This window comes from Candidatus Baltobacteraceae bacterium, from assembly GCA_036489885.1.
GTDB lineage: Bacteria > Vulcanimicrobiota > Vulcanimicrobiia > Vulcanimicrobiales > Vulcanimicrobiaceae > JAFAMS01.
Genome location: DASXEW010000001.1, coordinates 169,764 through 190,594, shown reverse-complemented (window position 1 = coordinate 190,594; position 20,831 = coordinate 169,764). Strand labels below are relative to the sequence as shown.

Annotated in this window: 20 protein-coding genes; 9 read left to right on the top strand and 11 right to left on the bottom strand. The window is 60.9% G+C overall.

Translation table 11 applies throughout. The features are described from left to right. Positions 1-109 precede the first annotated feature (109 nt). Positions 110-919: a HAMP domain-containing sensor histidine kinase gene (locus VGG22_00920; protein HEY1726922.1), complete on the top strand. Its 810-nt coding sequence runs from the start codon at positions 110-112 to the stop codon at positions 917-919. Here VGG22_00920 and VGG22_00915 read toward each other — a convergent pair. Both VGG22_00915 and VGG22_00910 read right to left on the bottom strand, forming a co-directional pair. Then, positions 916-1,401 (bottom strand): hypothetical protein, encoded by a 486-nt coding sequence (locus tag VGG22_00915; protein ID HEY1726921.1) that lies wholly within the window; start codon positions 1,399-1,401, stop codon positions 916-918. The two genes, VGG22_00920 and VGG22_00915, sit on opposite strands and share 4 nt — an antisense overlap. A 188-nt stretch (positions 1,402-1,589) precedes the next feature. Further along, positions 1,590-1,970, bottom strand: coding sequence for an anti-sigma factor (locus VGG22_00910; GenBank protein HEY1726920.1), 381 nt, complete (start codon positions 1,968-1,970; stop codon positions 1,590-1,592). On the opposite strand from VGG22_00910, the gene VGG22_00905 reads away from it, so the two are divergent. Then, positions 1,896-2,273: a hypothetical protein gene (locus VGG22_00905; GenBank protein HEY1726919.1), complete on the top strand. Its 378-nt coding sequence runs from the start codon at positions 1,896-1,898 to the stop codon at positions 2,271-2,273. The two genes, VGG22_00910 and VGG22_00905, sit on opposite strands and share 75 nt — an antisense overlap. A 125-nt stretch (positions 2,274-2,398) precedes the next feature. Then, positions 2,399-4,144 carry an ABC transporter ATP-binding protein gene (locus VGG22_00900; protein ID HEY1726918.1) on the top strand — a complete coding sequence of 582 codons (1,746 nt, stop codon included), beginning with the start codon at positions 2,399-2,401 and terminating at the stop codon, positions 4,142-4,144. On the opposite strand, the gene VGG22_00895 is transcribed toward VGG22_00900, so the two are convergent. Genes VGG22_00895 through VGG22_00875 form a run of 5 tightly spaced genes read right to left on the bottom strand, consistent with a single transcriptional unit; the run spans position 4,131 to position 10,210 of the window. Further along, on the bottom strand, positions 4,131-5,702 hold the full coding sequence (locus tag VGG22_00895) for a multicopper oxidase family protein (protein ID HEY1726917.1): 1,572 nt from the start codon (positions 5,700-5,702) through the stop codon (positions 4,131-4,133). The genes VGG22_00900 and VGG22_00895 overlap by 14 nt on opposite strands. Next, the gene (locus VGG22_00890) at positions 5,699-6,229 is read right to left on the bottom strand and encodes a YceI family protein (protein HEY1726916.1); all 531 of its coding nucleotides are present in this window, start codon (positions 6,227-6,229) and stop codon (positions 5,699-5,701) included. The genes VGG22_00895 and VGG22_00890 overlap by 4 nt, the downstream gene beginning before the upstream one ends. 29 nt (positions 6,230-6,258) lie before the next feature. Further along, positions 6,259-7,395, bottom strand: coding sequence for a hypothetical protein (locus tag VGG22_00885; protein HEY1726915.1), 1,137 nt, complete (start codon positions 7,393-7,395; stop codon positions 6,259-6,261). A 54-nt stretch (positions 7,396-7,449) separates the two neighbouring features. Next, positions 7,450-8,238 (bottom strand): MEDS domain-containing protein, encoded by a 789-nt coding sequence (locus VGG22_00880; protein ID HEY1726914.1) that lies wholly within the window; start codon positions 8,236-8,238, stop codon positions 7,450-7,452. Positions 8,239-8,242: 4 nt separating this feature from the next. Further along, positions 8,243-10,210 (bottom strand): AMP-binding protein, encoded by a 1,968-nt coding sequence (locus VGG22_00875; GenBank protein ID HEY1726913.1) that lies wholly within the window; start codon positions 10,208-10,210, stop codon positions 8,243-8,245. A 62-nt stretch (positions 10,211-10,272) separates the two neighbouring features. On the opposite strand from VGG22_00875, the gene VGG22_00870 reads away from it, so the two are divergent. Further along, positions 10,273-11,448 carry an acyl-CoA dehydrogenase family protein gene (locus tag VGG22_00870; protein ID HEY1726912.1) on the top strand — a complete coding sequence of 392 codons (1,176 nt, stop codon included), beginning with the start codon at positions 10,273-10,275 and terminating at the stop codon, positions 11,446-11,448. Positions 11,449-11,626: 178 nt separating this feature from the next. Here the strand turns inward: VGG22_00870 and nth are convergent, their stop codons facing one another. Then, positions 11,627-12,289 (bottom strand): endonuclease III, encoded by a 663-nt coding sequence (gene nth / locus VGG22_00865; GenBank protein HEY1726911.1) that lies wholly within the window; start codon positions 12,287-12,289, stop codon positions 11,627-11,629. 48 nt (positions 12,290-12,337) lie between these two features. Here nth and VGG22_00860 point away from each other — a divergent pair, with 48 nt between their 5' ends. Continuing rightward, positions 12,338-12,931, top strand: coding sequence for a sulfite oxidase-like oxidoreductase (locus VGG22_00860; protein HEY1726910.1), 594 nt, complete (start codon positions 12,338-12,340; stop codon positions 12,929-12,931). On the opposite strand, the gene VGG22_00855 is transcribed toward VGG22_00860, so the two are convergent. The 3 genes from VGG22_00855 to VGG22_00845 are packed head-to-tail and all read right to left on the bottom strand — an operon-like array spanning position 12,928 to position 16,297. After that, positions 12,928-13,890 carry a DUF4397 domain-containing protein gene (locus tag VGG22_00855; protein HEY1726909.1) on the bottom strand — a complete coding sequence of 321 codons (963 nt, stop codon included), beginning with the start codon at positions 13,888-13,890 and terminating at the stop codon, positions 12,928-12,930. The genes VGG22_00860 and VGG22_00855 overlap by 4 nt on opposite strands. 51 nt (positions 13,891-13,941) lie before the next feature. Continuing rightward, positions 13,942-14,847 (bottom strand): hypothetical protein, encoded by a 906-nt coding sequence (locus VGG22_00850; protein ID HEY1726908.1) that lies wholly within the window; start codon positions 14,845-14,847, stop codon positions 13,942-13,944. After that, complete coding sequence (locus tag VGG22_00845) at positions 14,831-16,297, bottom strand: PLP-dependent aminotransferase family protein (protein ID HEY1726907.1); 1,467 nt, start codon at positions 16,295-16,297, stop codon at positions 14,831-14,833. The genes VGG22_00850 and VGG22_00845 overlap by 17 nt, the downstream gene beginning before the upstream one ends. A gap of 80 nt (positions 16,298-16,377) precedes the next feature. On the opposite strand from VGG22_00845, the gene lpdA reads away from it, so the two are divergent. Genes lpdA through VGG22_00825 form a run of 4 tightly spaced genes read left to right on the top strand, consistent with a single transcriptional unit; the run spans position 16,378 to position 20,827 of the window. Next, a complete protein-coding gene (gene lpdA / locus VGG22_00840; protein ID HEY1726906.1) occupies positions 16,378-17,823 on the top strand; it encodes a dihydrolipoyl dehydrogenase in 1,446 nt (481 codons plus the stop codon). Beyond that, positions 17,739-18,539, top strand: a complete 801-nt coding sequence (gene lipB / locus VGG22_00835) for a lipoyl(octanoyl) transferase LipB (GenBank protein HEY1726905.1) — start codon at positions 17,739-17,741, stop codon at positions 18,537-18,539. The genes lpdA and lipB overlap by 85 nt, the downstream gene beginning before the upstream one ends. 3 nt (positions 18,540-18,542) lie before the next feature. Beyond that, on the top strand, positions 18,543-19,403 hold the full coding sequence (lipA, locus tag VGG22_00830) for a lipoyl synthase (protein HEY1726904.1): 861 nt from the start codon (positions 18,543-18,545) through the stop codon (positions 19,401-19,403). Positions 19,404-19,435: 32 nt separating this feature from the next. Continuing rightward, the gene (locus VGG22_00825; protein ID HEY1726903.1) at positions 19,436-20,827 is read left to right on the top strand and encodes an MFS transporter; all 1,392 of its coding nucleotides are present in this window, start codon (positions 19,436-19,438) and stop codon (positions 20,825-20,827) included. Positions 20,828-20,831: the final 4 nt, after the last annotated feature.

Below are 20,831 nucleotides of genomic sequence, written 5' to 3'. Positions count from 1 at the left end.
CCGCCTGACACTCTCCTATTGGGCGGTCTTCGCATTTGTCGTCGTCGCTTTGGCCCTCGGCGCGTACGTATTCGAGGAACGGGTCAACCGTGATCTCGTCGCTCCCCTCTTGAGTTCGCCGCAAACTCGCGCTCTCGGCGAAGCCGCTCTCGGGCGCGCGATGGAGCGCGTCGTGTGGATACTCGCATCCATTGCGATTCCGCTCTTGGCCTTGGTTGCGATGGCCGCCGCGCTCGTCGCGCGCCATTCAATCGCTCCCCTCGAGGCCGCGGCCGAGCGAGAGCGCGACTTCGCTGCCGACATCGCGCACGAATTGCGGACGCCGCTCGCTACGATAGCGAGCGTAGCGCAGCAAGCTGCGGTCGACGCGCGCGATGCGGAACGTGCGGCATTCGAAACGATTGCTGCTGCCGCACTCGACGGATCCAGACTCGTCGGCGATCTCGCACTGCTGGCGCGCGCCGGCGGCCCGGAAAAGCTCGAACGCGAGACGATCGACGTCAGCGATACCGTCACGCGCGTCACCCGTGAGTATGCCGGTCGAAAAGGATCGCCGCGGATCGACCTCGAGTCGGCCTCCGTCTTCGCCGAAGCCGACGAGCGCCGCGTCGCGCAAGTCGTTCGCAATCTCCTCGACAACGCGATCCGGCACGCACGTTCCACCATCCGCGTCGGCGTGCACCCGGACGGCGACTTCGCCGCCATCGTCGTCGACGACGACGGTCCCGGCGTTCCGGGCGAAATACGAAGCCGCGTATTCGATCGATTGGTTCGTGCCGGCGACGGCGCCGGAAGCGGACTCGGCCTTGCCATTTGCCGCTGGGTCGCAGAGGCTCACGGCGGTGACATCAGCCTCGAAAGCTCCGCGCGTTTCATCGTTCGGATTCCGCGATTGCAACATGAGGGACTCGATTCCTAAGGATGATAGTCGTTGGCTGGGGTTCCGGCGGCGGCGGCCATACCGGGTCGCGCGATAGACCACACGCCGCCGAATGAGTTGATGCCGTTACCGTTGGTTTGTCCGGCCGCACTGTCGCCTGAGTACGTGTAAAGTGGCCAGCCATTGTATGAAAGCTGCGTTTGACCATCGCCGCGAACGAAGGTCGACCACCCGATCGGCATCGATGCACCACCTCCGGGCGGTGCAAGCACCGGCCACACGCCCGTGCAGCCACCCGTCGACGTACACGTCGAATCATTGAACGAATCCGCGCTCAACACGTAGACCGTAAATCCCGTGGGCGAAACATATCCGGCTGAACCCGCAAGCGACGATGTCGAAAGCGGACTCGCCGACGAGCTATTCGAGGACGTCGAACCCATCCCGTATCCACCAGCTCCGCCACATCCGGCAAGTGCGGCAATGGCCAAGAACACGAACGCGGCAAGAGCGGTGCGCATGAGATTGAGAACTTCCTTTCGGTTAGCAGTAACTGCGCACGAGCTTACGAGAACCGCGTGAACGAACTCTAAACAGTTTTGGGGCGCATCTTCAGACTTTATTCACCACGCTTGGTTACTCTCATGACGCGTGAGGCAGACGCGGCCCGGCGTCCACCCGAGAGTCCACAGGGATAGGCGCCGGGCCTTTACGTCAGCGGCTGAACGAAGAGCGGCTTCGTGGTCGGCGCTTGACTGCCGCCGGAAGGCTCGACGCTGATCGCGACCGCGCTGATGTTCGCGGAAGATTCCGGAAGCGAAACAACGACGAATCCGCGGTTGTCGGGAACGAACGTGACGCTGGGGGTAACGTTCTTGGCGCCGGGCGCAAGCGTCCAGGCTTGATAGACGTGTCCGGCCGCAAGTGCCGGCAGCGTTCGCATTACGAGATAAACGCGCTCGCGGTTCTTGAAAACATCACCGTCGCGGACGTGATATTGCTGCGCTCCGGCAATTTGCAGATCGTTCAAGCGGCGTTCGGCGTTCCAGGAAAACAATCCGAGTACGACGGCCGCCGCAAGTGCGAGCACGGCTACGAACGCGAGCGGCCGGATGCGCTCAAGCGCGCCACCGAAGCCGGCGTGAAGTTCCCGTCCTCGCCCTCGCCCGATCCCAAAGACGGCAAAGCGCTAACGACGGCGCTCTACAAAGCCGGCGTGGATCCGGCATCCGGATTCAATGTCGAATACATGCTCGATCGTCTCGTATCGCATCCGATTCACGACCAAGTCATGGACGACATCGATGCAAAGTACGGAAAGACTGCCGACGGCGTGTATCACAGCGTAACGCTCGTCGTCTTCCAGGATCTCAAGAAAGCGTACAACCTCTAACGTAACCGGCTTGCGCACCACGTGGTTATAGGCCACGTGGTGCCCGAATGCTAGGCGGTGGTCCGCCCGTCCACTTGATGTGGTCGAGCATGTTCAACCCCGACAGCCCGCAGCCCAAACGCAAAGTGGATCTGCGGCGCATCGCACGCTTCTTCGCACCCTATTGGCGTGAAGAAGCCTTCATTTTAGTCTCTATCTTCGTCGTCGCGTTGCTCGGACTTCTACCGCCGCTCATCACAAAGTGGCTCATCGACGACGCGATTCCGCAACACTCGCTGCGGCTGGTTCTCGTCTATGTCGGCGCCATGATCGTCAGCGCGATCCTCGCAGGGATCGTCGGCGTCGTGCAAGGCTACCTGAACTCGTACGTGGGCGAGGGGATCATGCGCGACATCCGCACCAGCCTCGTCTCGCACCTGCACCGAATGCCGATCTCGTTCTTCACGAATACGAAGACCGGCGAGATCATGAACCGCGTTTCCAACGACGTCGACAACATCGACAACATCGTCACCGGGACGCTTGTTTCGATTATTACGAACATCGCGACGATGGCGACGACGCTCGTGACGATCTTTATCCTCGATTGGCGTCTCGCGCTCATTTCGGTCGCCGTCATCCCCCTGATGATCTTTCCGCTCTCGCCGGTCGGGCGGAGAATGTACATCGTCCGCAAGCGCACGCGCGAAAAGCGCGACGCGATCGAAAGCATTACGCAAGAAACGCTTTCGATCTCGGGGATCACGCTGATCAAGTCGTTCGTCCGCGAACAGTTCGAGCGCAGCCGCTTCTTCCGTGTTGCAAATGAGCTCATGACCCTCGAGATCGATCTCGCGATGATCGGACGCTGGTTCATCATGTTGATCGGCGCAATGGTCGTCATCGGCCCGGCCACGGTGTGGTTGGGGGGCTCCTGGTTTGCTATCCAAGGTACGCTAACCGTCGGCACGATCGTCGCCTTCGTCGCGTATCTCAGCCGGCTGTACGGCCCCGCGTCAACCCTGGCTGGGGTGCAAGTGCAAGTCGTGAGCGCGGCGGCAGTCTTCGAACGCATTTTCGAATATCTTGACATGCCGACCGAAGAGGCAAACTGCGCCGGGACGCAGCTGCTCGAGAATGTTCGCGGAGCGATCGACTTCGAGAACGTCTCGTTCGCTTACGGCGATCGTACGGCGCTGCGCGACGTCAGTTTTCACATCGAGCCGGGACAAACCGCGGCGCTCGTCGGGCCGTCCGGTGCAGGCAAGACGACGATTACGCAGCTCGTGCCGCGTTTCTACATTCCGCAGTCGGGTCGCGTCTCGATCGATGGACACGATATCTGCGACCTCGATCTCACATCTCTACGCAACGCGATCGGAATCGTCACCCAGGAGACATATCTCTTCCACGACACGATTGCCACTAATCTCCGTTACGGCCGAATGGACGCGAGCGACGAAGACCTCATCGCGGCTGCCAAAGACGCGAATATTCACGATTTCATCGCGAGCCTTCCGGACGGATACAACACGATCGTCGGCGAGCGCGGCCACAAACTTTCCGGCGGCGAGCGTCAACGGCTCGCCCTGGCGCGGGTCTTGCTCAAAGATCCACGCATCTTGATCCTCGACGAAGCGACCAGCTCGCTCGACTCGCACAACGAATCGATGATTCAATCGGCGCTCGAGCGCGTGATGCTCAACCGTACGAGCCTCGTCATCGCGCACCGTCTCTCGACGATCATCTCGGCGGACATCATCTTCGTCGTCGAAGGCGGACGAATCGTCGAAAGCGGGACGCATGCCGTATTGCTCGCGAGGGGCGGCGCGTATGCGCGCCTTTACCTCGAGCAATTCCGCGACGAGTCGCGCGAGGTTACTGCGCGGTAATCTTCGCCATCATGCCGCCGTCTTCGTGATCGGTGATGTGACAATGGAACAGAAACGTGCCTGCGATGACCGCATCGCGAAAGTCGACCAGTAAGGTAACAGTCGTCGGAACCGCCGCGCCCGACCCTCCGTGCGACTGGGCCGGCACGTCGACGGTGTCGAGCCAACGCGCCGTCGGATTCGGAATGCCGTTACTCGAAAGAACGACGAAATGGACTTGATGCGTGTGGAACGCATGAACTTCATCCGTATCATTTTCGATCGTCCACTGCTCCGTCGTCCCGATGTGGACCGTGTACATCGGCGACGCGGCCGGATCGTACGCCTGGCCGTTGATGTAAAATGCCGTCGAGTTCTCTTGCAAGTGAACGGTCCGGAATGCCGACGGCGCCGGCGGCGCGACGCGGTAAGCTTGACGCATCCGCAATCCCATCGGCTTCGCGACACGCACGGCCGAGGTTGCTCCGTAGTCGTTGTAGAGCTGTCCGAGCGTCACTTGCGGATTGGGATCGCCGATGGGTCCCGCGTCGTAGCATTTCGAGATCAGCGGCGCCGCAGCCGACGGGCCTGTCACGATGAATTCCGCGCGTCCGGCAGGTGGGATGACGATGTCGTTAACCGTGAGCGACTGCGTGCTACCCGCGCCCGTATAGTCTTGCAGTGGGACGCCGTCTTGGGCAACGAGCTGCAATTGCACGCCCGGTATGTAAAGATCGAAATGACGCACGCCCGACGCATTCAGCACGCGCCACAGTTGTTTCTCTCCCGGTTGAATGCCGATCGATGCGGTCTGGACGCCGTTGATCGTCGGCGTTTTGTCGCCTTCGGGTTGACACAAGGACGTGCTGCCGGGACCACCGCCCCCTTCATCGTCGAGCGTATGGCGATAAGCCATTATTCGTGACTTCCGGCGCGCGACGTCGTCGCCGAGCGCTACAGAGACCGCTGGATCGTGAAATACATCGCGCAGCACGATCACTCGCTCGCGCAAACCGGCGAGGCTCGGAATCTCATCCGCAATTCCCTCGATGACGATAGCCCCGCCCATCCCGTTCCCAATCTCCCAGTTCGTGAGGCCATGCGGATGCGGATGATACCAATACATGCCGGGCGGTTGATCCGTGTCGATCTTCACGCTGTACGTGTACGACGAACCCGGCGCGGCATTGGTGAGAATGACTTCGTCGCCGGGTTGATTTGGTGACGTCGTCAGCCCGTGAAAATGCAGATTCGAGTTCGAGACGATCCCGACGCCGCAAAACTCGGGCAAATTGTTCACGTACGTCAATTGAATCGTGTCGCCGGGATGGACGCGGATCGTCGGCGCGACTTCGGCACCGTTGTAAAAGAACGCCGGACGGCTGTTCGAATCGTACTGTGCCGTCAATGTGAGGGCCGCGACGCCGTTGACGCTGTCCACTTCCGGAATGCTCGGCAGGTTCGTTGGATTCGACGGAAGCGAGGAACCGCCGCCGGGTGAGTGCGTAGCGCTTCCTCCGCCGCCTCCGCACGAGACGAGCGCAAAGATTGCCGCGATGACCAGGGTGAAGCGCCTCATTTCAGCACCACGTCCATCGTAATATCCGCGATGCGGCCGATTGCCGGATCGAGCCGCGAGCCCTTCATTCCGAAAACATGCCGGTCGATCTGACCGACGACATGATATGTTTGGTGACCGCCCGCGTTCTGAATCGTCGCGTCAAAATGCTCGGGCTGCCCGACGCCGTGCATCGTCAGCGTGCCGTCGATTCCGAAGGATGTAGCGCCGTGCGGCGTGATCTTCGTGCTCGCAAAAGTCCACACCGGAAATTTCTTGACATCGAAATAGTCGGGGCCTTGAATGCAGCCGGTTTGATCGGGATCGCCCGTCGAGACTTTCGTTGCGTCGAGCGTCACGGTAACGCTGCTCGGAATCGGCGAGTCCTCCGCGCTAAAGCCGGCCGTACCGCTCGCGATCGGGACCGTTCCGTTAACGTGCTCGACGAACACGTGCGAGATGCTGAAGCCGACTTTGGATGCGGCCGTGTCGACCGTGCGATCCGAAGTTGCCGCTGCGGCGTACGACGGCGCTGCGAGAAGCGCCACAACCAATGCTGCGAGAATTCGAGCGTACATCAGATGCCGATCGTAAATTGGAGATTCCACACGTGCGTCGGCGCGGAATTCGAGATAACGTTCTCGAGCGTTATGCGCGAGTTTTCACCGGTGCCGTAACCGAGCATCAGCACGCCGTCGCGATAGAATCCGCCGTTCGGCGAACCCGGACCAGGCGTGAGAGACGGCGAGTCGGTGCCTTCGTAGCGCCCTTCGGCGAAAAGTCTGCGGTCGAACATATAACGCAGCTGCGTGAGGCCACCGCTCGATGCGCAACCTACATGAAAGAGTTGGTTACAGTTCGCGTCCCAGCCCGTCTGGATCAGGTTATCCCATTCCCAGTGCGAGAAATCGTTGTAGACGGCTGCGAATCCAGTGCGCTGGAATCGATTGATGTCTCCATCGACGAGCGGACGCGTCCCGGAATAGCGATACGTGGTGACCGTTACGGGACCAAGCGTATCTTGCGCGACGCCCATCCAATCGTTTCCGTACGACGGAATAGAACTTTGCCGGTCGTGCCCTTGTCCGACGAAGACTTGGCCGCTCAAGCCGCGCGTCGTATCGCCGACGCTCGCACGAATACCGATCTTCGGATCAAAAAAGTTGAACGGATTGTTGCCGACCGTCTGCTCCATGACGGCGTAACCTTGATAGGAATCGCGGAATGTCTCCGGATCGACCGGCACCGGCAGCGTGAACGATCCGGCTTGCGCAAAAACCGGGATCCGCGCGCTCCACGGATTGACGCGATCGATGACCCACGCGTCGCGAGTGAGCCCCGGCATGCCTCCGTCCACGACATATTGCTCGACGAGATAGCTCGCGCGGTTGCCGACGGCACCCGCAGTGAAGGTCTCGACTTCGTCAACGATATCTTTTGGAAGACCGTCGCCCTGAACCTCACTCGATGCGACCATATTCGTCTTGGCCGAGATCGGAAATGCCGGGCCCGGTTTCACGCCAGGGATCCGGTAGCCGTTGGCCATGAAGGCGTTCCCGAAAGCGTTCAGGTGCGGAATGACGGAGTGGCACTTTTCGCACGTGACGCCGTACTGATGAGCAAATATCGGAACGGCGACGACCGGCCGCGAGCGTAAACCAGCCACGATCAAGAGCCCAACCAGGGCCACACCTAAAGCAAGTCGGCGAAACATTGGTCCTCCGTAAGCGGCGCATTAGGCACGCCTACCTAGGATTCCTAGCTCGGCCTAACCTACTTGTTCGAGATAGTAGTTCCGGGCCAACGCGAGGACATCACCGGCCTGGTCGGGGAGCGCTTTGCGCAGCTGAAGGATCATGGTCTCGCCGCGCGGCACCGCCGCCCATTTGCGCGGCGCCCCGCACAGGACTTCGGGCAAAATTTCCGCGGTTCGATCGACGCCAAGCACGCGCGCCATGGCGTTTGATATCGACTGGTGCAGCCGGTCGTCGTTCCCCGACGGGATAACGGTCGAATGCGCGCAGAGCACGCCGTCGACTGCTCCCCAGTGGAATTCGTGACCGAACACATAGATTTGATAGCTGCAAAAAAGCGTGAAGCCGTCGGACTTCGCGTGCAACTCGTCCCAAAGCTGTTCGAGACGCACGGCAGCCGGCGATTTGCCCGCGCGCCATAAAAGATCGACCATCTCGCCGTATGCACGCACACCGCGGCCTTTGGCTCGGTCCATGCAGGCACGTACTACGGCACCGCACGTTTCCCCAAACAACAATGCATCCGGATAGCCGTGCACCATGAAGCTACTTAGCATTTCTTCTGCATCGAGGCAAACGAATTGGCCGTCATCGATCGCTCGCTGAGCATCGATGCCGAGCGCTTCCAAGCCCGCGATGAAGGCTACACGGTGCCGCGCCATTGCGATAACACAAAGGCTGCCGCCCTTACGGTAGCCGTCGGCGAGGTACCGGACGACGTTCGAAATCAACGCGCGTTCGTCCGAGTCATAAAACTGGACGGCGTGTTGATGCTCGATTTCGGCGAAAGGAGTGTCAACCACGTTTTCAGCGCCTGGCGTCAATCGCGTCCAGGGCGGCGACGTTTTCCAAAGCGGAGAGGTCGCCCAAATCGAGTCCAAGGTACCGAGCCCGCGCGACGCGGCGCATCACCTTGAGATTGCGTGTTTTCGGAAGATCGTCGACAAACACAATCGACTTGGGCCGCAACGATTTTCCCATCACGCGCTCGATCACGCCCATCAGTTCCGAGCGCATGGTCTCGCCTTCATCTTCACGGCGTTTCGAAACCACGAGGCAAACGACGACATCGCCCTTGATGTCGTCGGGGACAGCAATCGCGGCAGCTTCGCGCACGCGCGCATCGGAGACGAGAGCACTTTCGAACTCCGCGGGGCCGACTCGCTTTCCCGCTACATTGATCGTATCGTCGCTGCGCCCGCGAATATACCAATAGCCGTCCGGTTCAATGACGCACCAATCACCGTGCACCCACGTACGCGGAAAACGCTGCCAATACGATGCGAGGTAACGTACGTCGTCGCGCTCAGTCGCGGTGCCGCCCCAAAACGATTGCGTCATGCCAGGCCAAGGTTCCGTAACCACCAATTCCCCGACGTCGCCGCGCAGGGGTTTACCGTCCGCGTCATAGACATCCGCTACCATGCCGGGAATCGGTCCATGAAATGAGTTAGGGACGAGCGGCATCGTTGGAAAACAACCGACGATTCCGCCAGCTATTTCCGTTCCACCCGAATAGTTGATGATTGGAAGACGATCGCTGCCGACGACGTGGGCGAACCATTTCCACGGTTCGGTATTCCACGGCTCACCGGAACTTGCCAGGATGCGCATGCGCGAAAGATCGTGCGCGCGCACCGGTTCCGCACCGTGCACCATCAGCGAGCGGATCGCGGTCGGCGCAATCCCCAAATGCGTCACGCCATGTGATTCGCAGACGCTCCACAACCGATCCGGTTTCGGATAGTCGGGCGTCCCTTCATACAGTACGGCGGTCGCTCCGATGCCGAGCGCAGAGAAGATCAACCACGGCCCCATCATCCAGCCGATGTCGGTAAACCACAGAATCCGATCGCCTGCGCGCAAGTCTGTGCACAACCAGGCGTCGATCATCGCTTTGAGCGGAAAACCGGCGTGTACGTGCACGACACCCTTCGGCTTTCCGGTGCTGCCGCTCGTGTAGAGCAGCATCATTTGATCGTTCGCATCCGTTCGCTCGTACGTGAGAACGGGATCGTGGGAATCGACGGCCGTCTCCCAATCCAAGTCGCGGCCGCTCTGCATCGGGACGTCGATGTTGGCGCGGCGATAGACGAGCACGTGCTCGACGCTCGGCGCGCCGGCGAGCGCCTCATCGGCGACGGTTTTCATGGCTACGGGCTTGCCCCGTCGCGAGACGCCGTCGACCGTCAGGAGAATCTTCGCATTTGCGTCTGCCAAACGCGTCGCGAGCGCTTGCGGACCATAACCCGAAAATGCCGGAACCGCAACTGCTCCGATGTACGCGATTGCTAGCAATGCAATCGCCGTTTCAGGGATGAGCGGCATGAAGATGCCGACCGTGTCGCCCTTGCGTACGCCGAGCGCGCGCATCGTACCGCCTAGCCGCGCGACCGCGCCGCGCAGCTCCGCATAGCTGAGCGTGCGAATCGTGCCGTCTTCGCCTTCCCATATGATTGCGCGTTGCTCTCCGCTGCCGCGCGCGATCCAGCGATCGAGACAGTTCCCGGCCGCGTTGTATTCGGCACCGACGAACCAGCGCGCGAATGACTTTCCATGCGAAAGATCCAGCAGCTCGTCCCACGTCCGATCCCAGTGCAGATCGAGAATGTCGACCATCGTCTGATTGAACGGACGAATGTCACGCGCGATCGCTTCGAGCAACGCGGGATACGAATCGACGTCCATGCGCGCCAGCAGCTGCGTTAGATTCGCGTCGCGAATCTGCTCCTTGCTCGGCTCCCAGCGATAGAGGGACTGCGTGGGGACGCTCACGCGGCGTGACTTCTCTAGGGGGGATAGGTCGCCTCCGAAGGCTGCGCGAAACGCACACGGCTATGGCTGTTGCACCGCCGAAATACGACTCCGACGAAGAGGCAATGATCCTCGATATGGTGCGTACGCTCGTCGCCGAGCGCGTCGCACCGCGCGCCGCCGAGATCGACGAGCGCGGCGAGTTTCCGTGGGATATCAAAGAACTGTTCGCGCAAAACGATTTGCTCGGCGTCCCGTTTCCGTCCGAATATGGCGGCGTCGGCAGCTCCTTCGTCACCTATGTCAAGGTCGTCGAGGAAGTTGCCAAAGCGTGCGCATCGAGCGCGTTGATCATCGCGGTGCAAGAGCTCGGTACGTTACCGATCATGATCGGCGGCAGCGACGAACAAAAGCGGCGCTTCATTCCGAAACTCGCCAGCGGCGAGTCGCTGTGCGCTTACGCACTCACCGAAGTCGGCAGCGGCTCGGATGCAGCCGGCTCGATGCGCTCGACCGCGAGGCGTGACGGCGACGCATTCGTTCTCAATGGCGCCAAGATTTGGATTACGCAAGGCGGCGTCGCCGACGTCGTCACCGTTTTCGCGATCACCGATCCGAGCAAAGGCCCGAGTGGCATCAGCGCTTTTCTCGTCGAGAAAGGCATGCCGGGATTCAATGTAGGCAAACTAGAGAAAAAAATGGGAATTCGCGGCTCGCCGACGGTAGAGCTCAACTTCGTTGATTGCCGTGTACCGGCCGCGAACTTACTTGGCGTCGAGGGTGAAGGCTTCAAGATCGCAATGAAGGTCCTCGACAAGTCGCGTCCCGGAATCGCCGCGCAAGCGCTCGGCATCGCGCAAGGCGCGCTCGACTACGCAACACAGTACGCCAAAGAGCGGATCGCGTTCGGTAAGCCGATCGCGCAGCAGCAGGGCATTCAGTTCATGCTTGCCGACATGCGCACCGAAGTTGAGTCGGCGCGCCTGCTGCTCTACGAAGCAGCCCGCAAGTGCGACGAGGACGCGCCGGATACGACCGAATTCGCCGCGATGGCCAAGCTCAAATGCGGCGACGTCGCCATGAGCGTGACCACCGATGCGGTCCAAATCCTTGGCGGGTTCGGCTACTCAACGGAGTACCCGGTCGAACGAATGATGCGCGACGCCAAGATCACGCAGATCTACGAGGGCACGCAGCAGATCCAGCGGATCGTCATCTCCCGGAAAATGGTCGGCAAAGGACAGGCCCCCCGGGGGTAGAAACTTCCCGGCCTCGACCTTCGTTAGTCGAGTGCGACGCCGGTATTTCAGCCGGTAACATCGCACGGAGGGGGGTGCCTGCTACATGCCAGCCAAGAAAAAGATGGCCAAGAAAAAGATGGCCAAGAAAAAGAAGTAGATTTTTTCAGTAAAACGGACTCATTCGAAGGAGTGTAGCCTATCGGCTACGCTCCTTTTTCTTTAATGTCCGCGCGCGAATCGGCGGCGTCGGACAGAGCTTAACGACCGGGCACTCCTCGCACTTCGGCCATGGCGCTTTGCAGATCGCGCGGCCGTGCAAGATAAGCCAATGGCTGACGTGAGGTTGCTTCTTGGGAGAGACGATCTTGACCAAATCTTCCTCGACCTCGCGCGGATTTTTCCCGAGCGTCAGTCCGAGCCGGTGTGAGACGCGAAAGACGTGCGTGTCGACGGCAATCGCCGCTTCGCCGAACGCGACCGACATGACGACGTTGGCCGTCTTGCGCCCGACGCCGGGCAGCGACTCGAGGCTCTCGCGATCCTTCGGCACTTCGCCGCCGAAGTTCGCGACGAGCGCCTTGGCTGCGTTGACGATGCTCTTGCTTTTGGTTCGGAAGAAGCCGGTCGGCTTGATGATCTTCTCGACGTCTGCGAGCTTCGCGCTCGCGAGGGCTTGCGGCGTCGGGTATTTCTCGAACAGAAATGGCGTCACGCGATTGACGCCGGCGTCGGTCGTCTGCGCCGAGAGAATGACCGCGATCAAGAGGTTGAAGACGTTGTCGTAGTCGAGCGCGGTAGCAGCTTCGGGGTAGGCCTTCTCGAGGATCTCGAGCTCCTTGCGCGCGACGTCGAGCGGCACTTTCCGCTTTGGAAACGGTATGCTGGGCACAACTGTTATAATGCGGTGATGCCGTTCCTCAAGCAAGACCCGACCGTCCCGCCAGGCCAGACGCTTACGACCGGCTTCCCCGTCCTGCACGTCGGCGACGTCCCGCAGATCGATCCGAAAATCTGGCGTCTGCGTTTCTTTGGTTTGGTCGAAAACTCGTTCGAACTTTCGTGGGACGAGCTGCAGGCAATGCCGTCCATGACGTGGACCGGCGACATCCACTGCGTCACGCGCTGGTCGAAGAAAAACACGGCTTGGAAAGGCGCGCCGTTCTCTGAGATCATGAAGCGCGCACAGCTTAAGTCCGGCGTCACGCACGTGATCCAACACGCCGACAACGACTATACGACGAATCTTCCACTTTCGGTCATGCTCGACGACGACGTGATGATCGCTTACGAGTACGACGGAAAGCCGATCGAACCGGTGCATGGCGGCCCGGTCCGAATGCTCGTCCCAAAGAAGTACTTTTGGAAGAGCGCCAAATGGCTACACGGGCTCGAGTTTCTCGATCACGACGAGCGTGGTTTTTGGGAAGTCCGCGGTTACAACAACAACGCCGATCCGTGGAAGGAAGAACGTTACTCCGATCTTCCTAGTTGGTCGACCTAGTTCGTAAACGTGCCCAGCATTTGGGAGCCGGTCGGCGAGCTCGTCGAATCGATCAGGTATAGAAACAACTCGTTGTTGCTGCCATCCGGCATCGACTGATTCACGTTAGCCGAGTCAACGCCGCTCACCGGGAACTGATCGTTTGAAGGCGCCGGAATATTGATCGGCGGCCCGGGAACCGTCGCTGCGTACACCGTCGGTGACGGAATCGGGGCTGCTGTAGGCGACGGACTCGGCGTCGGTGATGCGGAGCTCGAGCTAATCGGGATCGGCGTCGCCGTCGCGGTGATTACGGGACCGGCCCAAAACCCGATGCCCGGAGGACCAACGAATGCCGGTTGGCTGGTAACGCCGACAAACGACGCCGTCGTCCCGTTCGTCGTTCCGAACGACATGGTGCCATAGACCAAGTACAGCGGCGCACTCCCGAGTTCAATATCTCCCACGTATATACCGAACGGCGATGCAGCCGCCGCGGCCGGAGACGCATGATGGAAGACAACGCTGTATTCACTAGTCGGCGTCGTTATGGTCGGTTCGATGAACGCACCTACTTGAAGTCCAAGCGAACCAATCAGCGTCGCGCGACCTTCGAGGACGACCGTTACCTTCGAGTTGGCCGCTGCACCGAGTTGAAATGTCTGCGGGGTCGTGCCGTTCGCCGGAAAGAGATTGGTTGTCGTCCCGGTTTTGACGAATGCGACTTGCGGAAGAGGCTGCGTCCCGACCGTCAGCGACGTATACGCGCTGACCTGAGCATACGCAACATTGCTCGCGACCACTTTGCCGTTTACCAACACGTCGATGTTGCCGGCGTCGGGTGAGCCATTGATGAACCGGATGCTTGCAGTCCCGGTGGTATTGGGGGTCGTCGATCCGCCGCCGCCGCACGACGCCAGCGAAATCGCCAGCGCGGCCACGATCAGGCTTACAAAAATCCCGGTTCGGTTAAGACGCATAGGTTGCGCGGTTCGCAAAGGTCCTGGCTCCCCCTCTCTCGGCGTGCAGTTCTAACGAAGTCTTATGCCGCCAAGGTCGCGCACAACGAGACCGTCGCGTTCCATGCCGTCGACGATTTCGTCGAACGAGTAGCCGCGCGTGAGCTCGACACGTGCGACCAAATCTGCAGGGCGCAGCACGCCTCCAGGCTCGAGCGCACGCAGCTGATCGAGGATCCGGCCGCGGACGTAGCGGCGTGTTTTCAGAAACGGCAGCTTCGCTTGCGGACCTTGGCGTTTCGCCGCGAGCCGCAATTGCGCGCTGCGCGCAATCTCAGCCTCTCCGTGCGGTGCAGCAGCGCAAGCGGGCCGCACCGGGCACTGCATGCATTTCGGCACACGCGCCGTGCAGATCGTGGCGCCCAGATCCATCATTGCCGAGTTCCAGTCGTGCGCGCGCCCACCAGGCAAAAGCGCGCGTGCCGCGCCGTCAATTTCGTTCGCGCTCGCCTTGGGTGGATGCTCGAGACCGAATCGGAGGCGATGGACGACGCGCCGCAGATTGACGTCGACCGCGACATCGTCGATCTCGAACGCAAACGCGCGGATGGCTGCAGCCGTGTACGGGCCGATTCCCGGCAGCGCGCGGAGCTGCTCGACGCCGGACGGCATCGCCCCAGCGTATTGACTGACGACCGCACACGCCAGCTCGTGCAAACGAACGGCACGCATGTTGTAGCCGAGGCCTTTCCATGCACGAACGATGTCGGCGCGCGCTGCGCTCGCCAAAGCTTCAAAGGTCGGATAGAAATCGATAAAGCGTTGATACGCTGCGACGACACGCTCGACTTGCGTTTGCTGCAGCATGAATTCGCTGACGACCACGCGATATGGGTCGCGCGTCGTGCGCCATGGCAACGTCGCACGCCCGTGAATGCCGTACCAGTCGAGAAGCTCGGTATTAGGCGAGCGCTGCACCGATGCGCTTGATCCCTTCTGCGATTTCGTCGCGCGACACGGGCGTCAGTGCGAGACGCAGACTGTGGTCCCCGCCGGCACCGGGAAAAAACGCTTCGCCGAACAAGAACGACGCGCCGTGCCGCTCCGAATCGTCCAGCAGCGAGCGCGTCCGGATCTCGCGCGGCGTGGTCGCCCACAAATAGAATCCTCCATGCGCCGGCCAAACGCGAACCGTCCGCGGCCAGAACTGCGAAACGGCGTCGTCTGCAATGCGTCGCCGCAGCGCCAGCTCATCGCGCAGTGCGAGCAAATGCTGATCGTACGGACCCTCCAAGTAATCGTGCACGCCGGCTTGCATGTACATGCTCGATGCCATGTCGATGGATTGCTTGCGCAGCAGCAGCCGCTCGAAGATCGTGCGCGGCGCCGTCAGCCAGCCCAAGCGCAGCGAGGGTGCGATCGTTTTCGAAAACGAGCTGATGTAGACGACGTACTCCGCATTCTTTGCGACGAGCGGTTCACGCGCGACCGTCGCAAGCTCGCCATACGGATCGTCTTCGACGATCGGTACACCGGCGCGCTGTGCCAGCGTGACGAGCCGCTCGCGGCGATCTTCATTCATCGTCGCGCCGGTCGGATTGTGCATCGACGGCATCGTGTAAATGAAGCGTGGACGGCGCGTGCGCAAGATCGCCTCGACGTGATCGACGCGCATGCCTTCGTCGTCGACGGCAACCGGAATCGCGCGCAAGCCTGCGATCTGAAAAATCTGCAGCGCGCCGGGATAGGTCGGTGCTTCGACGATAATCTCATCACCGGGTTCGGCGAGGCTTTGCGCGACGAGGGTGATCCCTTGCGTCGATCCCGTGAGAATCAAGACGTCGCGCTCTTGGAGCGCGCATCCACGCTTTTGCATCCGGCGCGCGATCGCGGCACGCAGCGGAATGTAGCCTTCACTGTTCCCGTACGAGAGCACGAAGTCGACGTTGCCGCCGACCCGCGCGAACGACGCAGAAAGATCGGGGAGCGGCGAGGGTGTCGCCGGGGGGACGCCCTGTACGAACGCAATCCGGCGATGCCCGTCCGAGAGCGCTTCCGGCGACGCGGCCAGTTCCCCGAGGATGGCCGGAAACTCGCCGACCCGCCACGAGGGCAGCGTCACCCACCAAGGGACCGACGCGTGCCGATCGGCGGGGGCAACGGGAAGCGGCGATGCGACGCGCGAGCCGGAACCCACCCGCTGCTCGATGAGACCGTCGGCGGCGAGGTCGCGGTACGAATGGACGATTGTCGAGCGGTTGACGCCCAGCAGCTGGGCCAGCGTCCGCTCCGGCGGCAGCCGGGTCGACTCGGGAAGGACGCCAGCCAAAATTTGCTCGCGCAGGTGCTCGTAAATCTGACGGTAGATCGGAACAATACTATCGCGGTCGAGTTTGGCCGCGATCTCACCCCATCCAATCGTTCGCACTGCCATCCAATTCGTGGCAACATTCGAAACCGCCCGTGCGCTCGCGCCGCTCATACAGATAGAAGAGGAGACAACTTACCTTGGCTGACCAGACCGTCGACGCAATCGTCATCGGTGCCGGGCCCGGCGGCTATCACGCCGCGATTCGGCTCGCGCAGCTCGGAAAGAACGTCGTGTGCTTCGACCGTGACGAGGTCGGCGGCGTTTGTTTGAATTTGGGCTGCATTCCCACCAAAGCGCTGCTGCACGTCAGTGAGGTCGCGCGGCAAATCGAGCACGCGAACCTGATTGGACTCAAGGTCGGAAAACCGACTGTCGATCGCGAGGGCGTTGAAAAATTCACGCAAGAGGTCGTCAAGGCGAACGTCGGCGGCGTGAACACGCTCTTCAAAGGCAACGGCGTGAAATTTGCGTACGGCGAAGCGTCATTCGTCTCCAAGAATAAAGTGCAGCTCAAGAAGCGCGAAGGCGGCACGGATACCTACACCGCGCAGGCGATCGTCATCGCGACCGGCGGCGCACCGGTCGACATCAAAGCTTGGCCGCGCGACGGCGAGACGATCATCAACTCCGACGACGCCGTAAAACTGAAGAAAATTCCGAAGTCGATCTTGATCGTCGGCGGCGGCGTCATCGGTCTCGAATTCTCAACCGTCTATCAGCGGCTCGGGGCGCAAGTGCAAGTCGTCGAAATGCTGCCGCAGATTCTGACCGGCACCGATCTCGAGATCGGCAAGACGCTGCTGCGCATTCTGAAGAAGCAAGGGATAGAGATCGCGCTCAACACGTCGGTCAAGACGATCGAGAAGACCGGCAAAGGCGTGAAAGCCACGCTGAACGGCGAGCTTACCAGCGGAAAAGACGAGACGCGCGAGTACGAGATGGTTTTGGTTGCGGTCGGACGGCGGCCGGTGACCGACGGACTGAATCTCGAAGCGGCGGGCCTCAAGACGAACGACAAGGGTTTCATCCCGGTCGATGCGCGCCGTAAGACGGCGGTCGACGGCATCTACGCGATTGGCGACATCACCGGTGGTCCGCTTCTCGCCCACAAAGCAATGAAAGAAGGCGTCGTCGCAGCCGAAGCGATCTCGGGCGACAAGTCGGCCGCGTTCGATCCGGTTGCAATTCCGAATTGCGTTTACACGGATCCGGAAGTCGCGACGGTCGGACTTTCCGAGGAAGAGGCCAAGGCGGCCGGACACGAGATCAAAGTCGGAAAGTTCCCGCTCGTCGCGAGCGGACGTGCACGCACGATGAACGATCTCGACGGCGGCATGATCAAGCTGATCGGCGACGCGAAAACCGATCAATTCCTCGGTATGCACATTGTCGCACCGCAAGCCGAATCGCTGATCGGTGAAGGCATCATAGCGCTTGAAATGGGCTCGACCATCGAAGATATCGGGCTTTCAATCCATCCGCACCCGACGCTGACCGAATCGATCCTGGACGCCGCAGAAGCGATCCACGGCAAAGCGATTCACATCCTCAATCCAAAACCGAAGACACCTGTCGGGGTCTGACTGCCATCGGGACCGCTCTTCTTCTCGATCTCGGACGCCGGTCGTACGCAGAGACATGGGAGCTTCAGCGCGCACTGCACGCTGAAGTTGCCGCCGGCGAACGCGACGTTTGGATTGCGGTCGAGCACGCTCCCGTGGTTACGATCGGACGCCAGGGAAAGACGAACAGTTTGCTCGTTCCGCGCGAGACGCTGCTCGCCCGAGGTGTCGAAGTACACGAGATCGAGCGAGGCGGCGACGTAACGTATCATGGTCCGGGGCAAGTGGTGATCTATCCGATCATGCGGCTTCCGCGCTTCCGCGAGATCGTTCCGCTGGTGCGCAAGCTCGAAGAAGCCGCGATCGGCGCCTGTGCCCGCTACGGTGTTACCGCGGAGCGTTGGAGCGCGCACGCCGGCGCATGGGTCGGCAACAACTGCATCTGCGCGATCGGTCTCGCGGTTCAGAAGATGACGTCGCTGCACGGCCTTGCGCTGAACGCGTCGACCGTACTCGATTACGATCGCATGATCAATCCATGCGGCCTCATCGACCGCGGGATCACGTCCCTTAGCCACGAGACCGGCCGGCTCGTCTCCTACGACGAAGCGAAAACCGTCTTGCTCGAAGAGCTTTCCCGCGTGTTTGATGTTACTTTTGTCACCGGTGTCATCCCGAGCGAAGCGAACGGAGTCGAAGGAGAGCGAGAAACCGAAGACCGTCGGAAAGCCTCATAGACGATGGTGGAGACTTTACGCAAGCCGCCGTGGTTGAAAGTACGCTTGCCTTCGGGCGAGCAATACGAAAACGTCCTCGGCAAGGTCAAGCGTCTCGATTTGCACACCGTGTGCCAAGAAGCGCGTTGTCCGAACCTCGCAGAGTGCTGGGGCGCCGGGACTGCGACGATCATGATCCTCGGTGATACATGCACGCGCGGCTGTCACTTCTGCGCGGTAAAAACCGGAAATCCGCGCGGCGAAGTCGATTGGCTCGAGCCCAAGCGTGTCGCCGAAGCCGTCGCCGAGATGGGCTGGAAGTACTTAGTGCTGACCGCGGTCGATCGCGACGACCTCGCCGACGGTGGTGCGTCGATCTTCGCCAACACCGTGCGCATGATTCGCAAGATCGCGCCAGACGCGAAGGTTGAGTGCTTGACCGGCGATTTCGCGGGCGACCTTGCCGCGCTCGACATTGTACTCGAAGCGCAGCCCGAAGTGCTCGCCCACAATTTGGAAACCGTTCGCCGCCTGCAGAAAAAGGTTCGGGACCGCCGCGCAACCTACGAACAATCGCTAGCAATCTTGCGACACGCGAAACAAAGCGAAAAAGTTCGTTACACGAAAACATCGCTGATGCTCGGACTCGGAGAAAACGACAACGAGATTGAGCAGGCGATGGATGATGCACGCGAGGCCGGCGTCGACATCTTCACGCTCGGCCAGTATTTACAGCCGACGAAACGGCATCTACTCGTCGAAGAGTTCGTGACGCCGGAGAAATTCGATCGCTTGCGCGTCCTCGGCCAAAGCAAAGGTTTCCGTCAAGTCGTCTCGAGCCCGCTCTCGCGCAGCTCCTACCACGCAGAACAGGCGTTCAGCTGACGGAAGAAGGTCTTCCGGTCCTTGCGCGCCGGTTGGCGCTCATAACGTTCCAGACGGCAACAGTAATGTCCGTGCTCGACTCGTCGATCGCGAACGTTGCGCTGCCGACGATTTCGCACGAGCTGCACTCGTCGCCGACCCAATCGATTTGGATCGTCAACGCATTTCAGATCGTCATCACGGCCACGATCTTCGCCTTCGCATCGCTCGGCGAGCTGATCGGATTCGAATACGTTTACCGCACCGGTTTGACGCTCTTTACGATCGGGTCGTTGCTTTGTGCGATCTCGCATTCGCTGCCGCAGCTGATCGGTTCGCGTATGGTGCAAGGCCTCGGCGCCGCGATGATCATGGGAATTCAGCCGGGGATGATCCGGCGGATCTATCCACCCAACATGCTCGGACGCGGAACGGGATGGATGGCGCTCACGGTCGCGACGAGCGCGGCCGCCGGCCCGACCATCGGCGGAGCGATTCTTGCGATCGCGCATTGGTCGTGGCTGTTTATGATCAACGTTCCAATCGGAACGCTCGATCTGATCGCTTCGTTCAAGACGATGCCGAAGTTTCCAACGACAGGATCATGGCGGCAATACGATCTCGCGGGAGCAATCTGTATCGGACTCGCGCTCAGCTTCTTCACGCTCGGCGTCGAGGCCGTCGCGCATCGCGGCACGGAGACCGCGATCGCAGCCTGCTTTGCGATCTGCATCGTTTCACTCGCGCTCTTCATTCAACGCGAGAAGCGCGCGGAGCGGCCCCTCGTATCCCTCGAGCTGTTCCGGCGTCCCGCGTTCTCGCTTTCGTCGGCGACCTCGGCGTGCTCGTATACGGCTCAAGGTCTCGCAGTCGTATCGCTGCCCTTCTTCTTTCAGGCCGTTTTAGGCCGTACACCGTTTGAAGCCGGCTTGCTTCTCACACCATGGCCGCTGGCAATCGCCGTCGTCGCGCCGTTCGCCGGAAGACTTGCCGACCGCTATCCGGCTTGGGTTCTTGCAACGTCCGGACTCGGAATAATGGCGCTCGGGCTCGCGTTGCTCGCAATCATGCCTGCAAATCCAAGCGCCGCCGACATCGTCTGGCGTGAAATCGTCGCGGGTATAGGTTTCGGGTTCTTTCAATCGCCGAACAATCGCGAGCTGCTTTCCAGCGTGCCACGCGAGCGCGCCGGCACCGCAGGCGGCATGGTCGCGACTGCGCGTCTGTTTGGGCAGTCGCTCGGCGCCGCGCTGGTCGCCGTCGTGTTCGGAATGCTTGGCGCGCGCGAAGTGTTCGTTTCCGGAGCACCGCACGCAGCAATCGCACACGCAGGACCGGTGACGCTATGGATTGCGGCGGCGATCGCAGCTGCCGGTGCGATCGTCAGCGTCCAGCGGGCCCATGCGACGGCAACCGGAACCTCAGCGAAGTTCGCGAAGTCATGAGGTC

Bases quoted from the DNA above. Each gene is read 5' to 3' on its own strand.
- VGG22_00885 (HEY1726915.1), bottom strand. From the start codon at position 7,395: ATGTTTCGCCGACTTGCTTTAGGTGTGGCCCTGGTTGGGCTCTTGATC.
- lipA (HEY1726904.1), top strand. From the start codon at position 18,543: ATGGTGGAGACTTTACGCAAGCCGCCGTGGTTGAAAGTACGCTTGCCT.
- VGG22_00870 (HEY1726912.1), top strand. From the start codon at position 10,273: ATGGCTGTTGCACCGCCGAAATACGACTCCGACGAAGAGGCAATGATC.
- VGG22_00895 (HEY1726917.1), bottom strand. From the start codon at position 5,702: ATGAGGCGCTTCACCCTGGTCATCGCGGCAATCTTTGCGCTCGTCTCG.
- VGG22_00915 (HEY1726921.1), bottom strand. From the start codon at position 1,401: ATGCGCACCGCTCTTGCCGCGTTCGTGTTCTTGGCCATTGCCGCACTT.
- VGG22_00860 (HEY1726910.1), top strand. From the start codon at position 12,338: ATGCCGTTCCTCAAGCAAGACCCGACCGTCCCGCCAGGCCAGACGCTT.
- VGG22_00855 (HEY1726909.1), bottom strand. From the start codon at position 13,890: ATGCGTCTTAACCGAACCGGGATTTTTGTAAGCCTGATCGTGGCCGCG.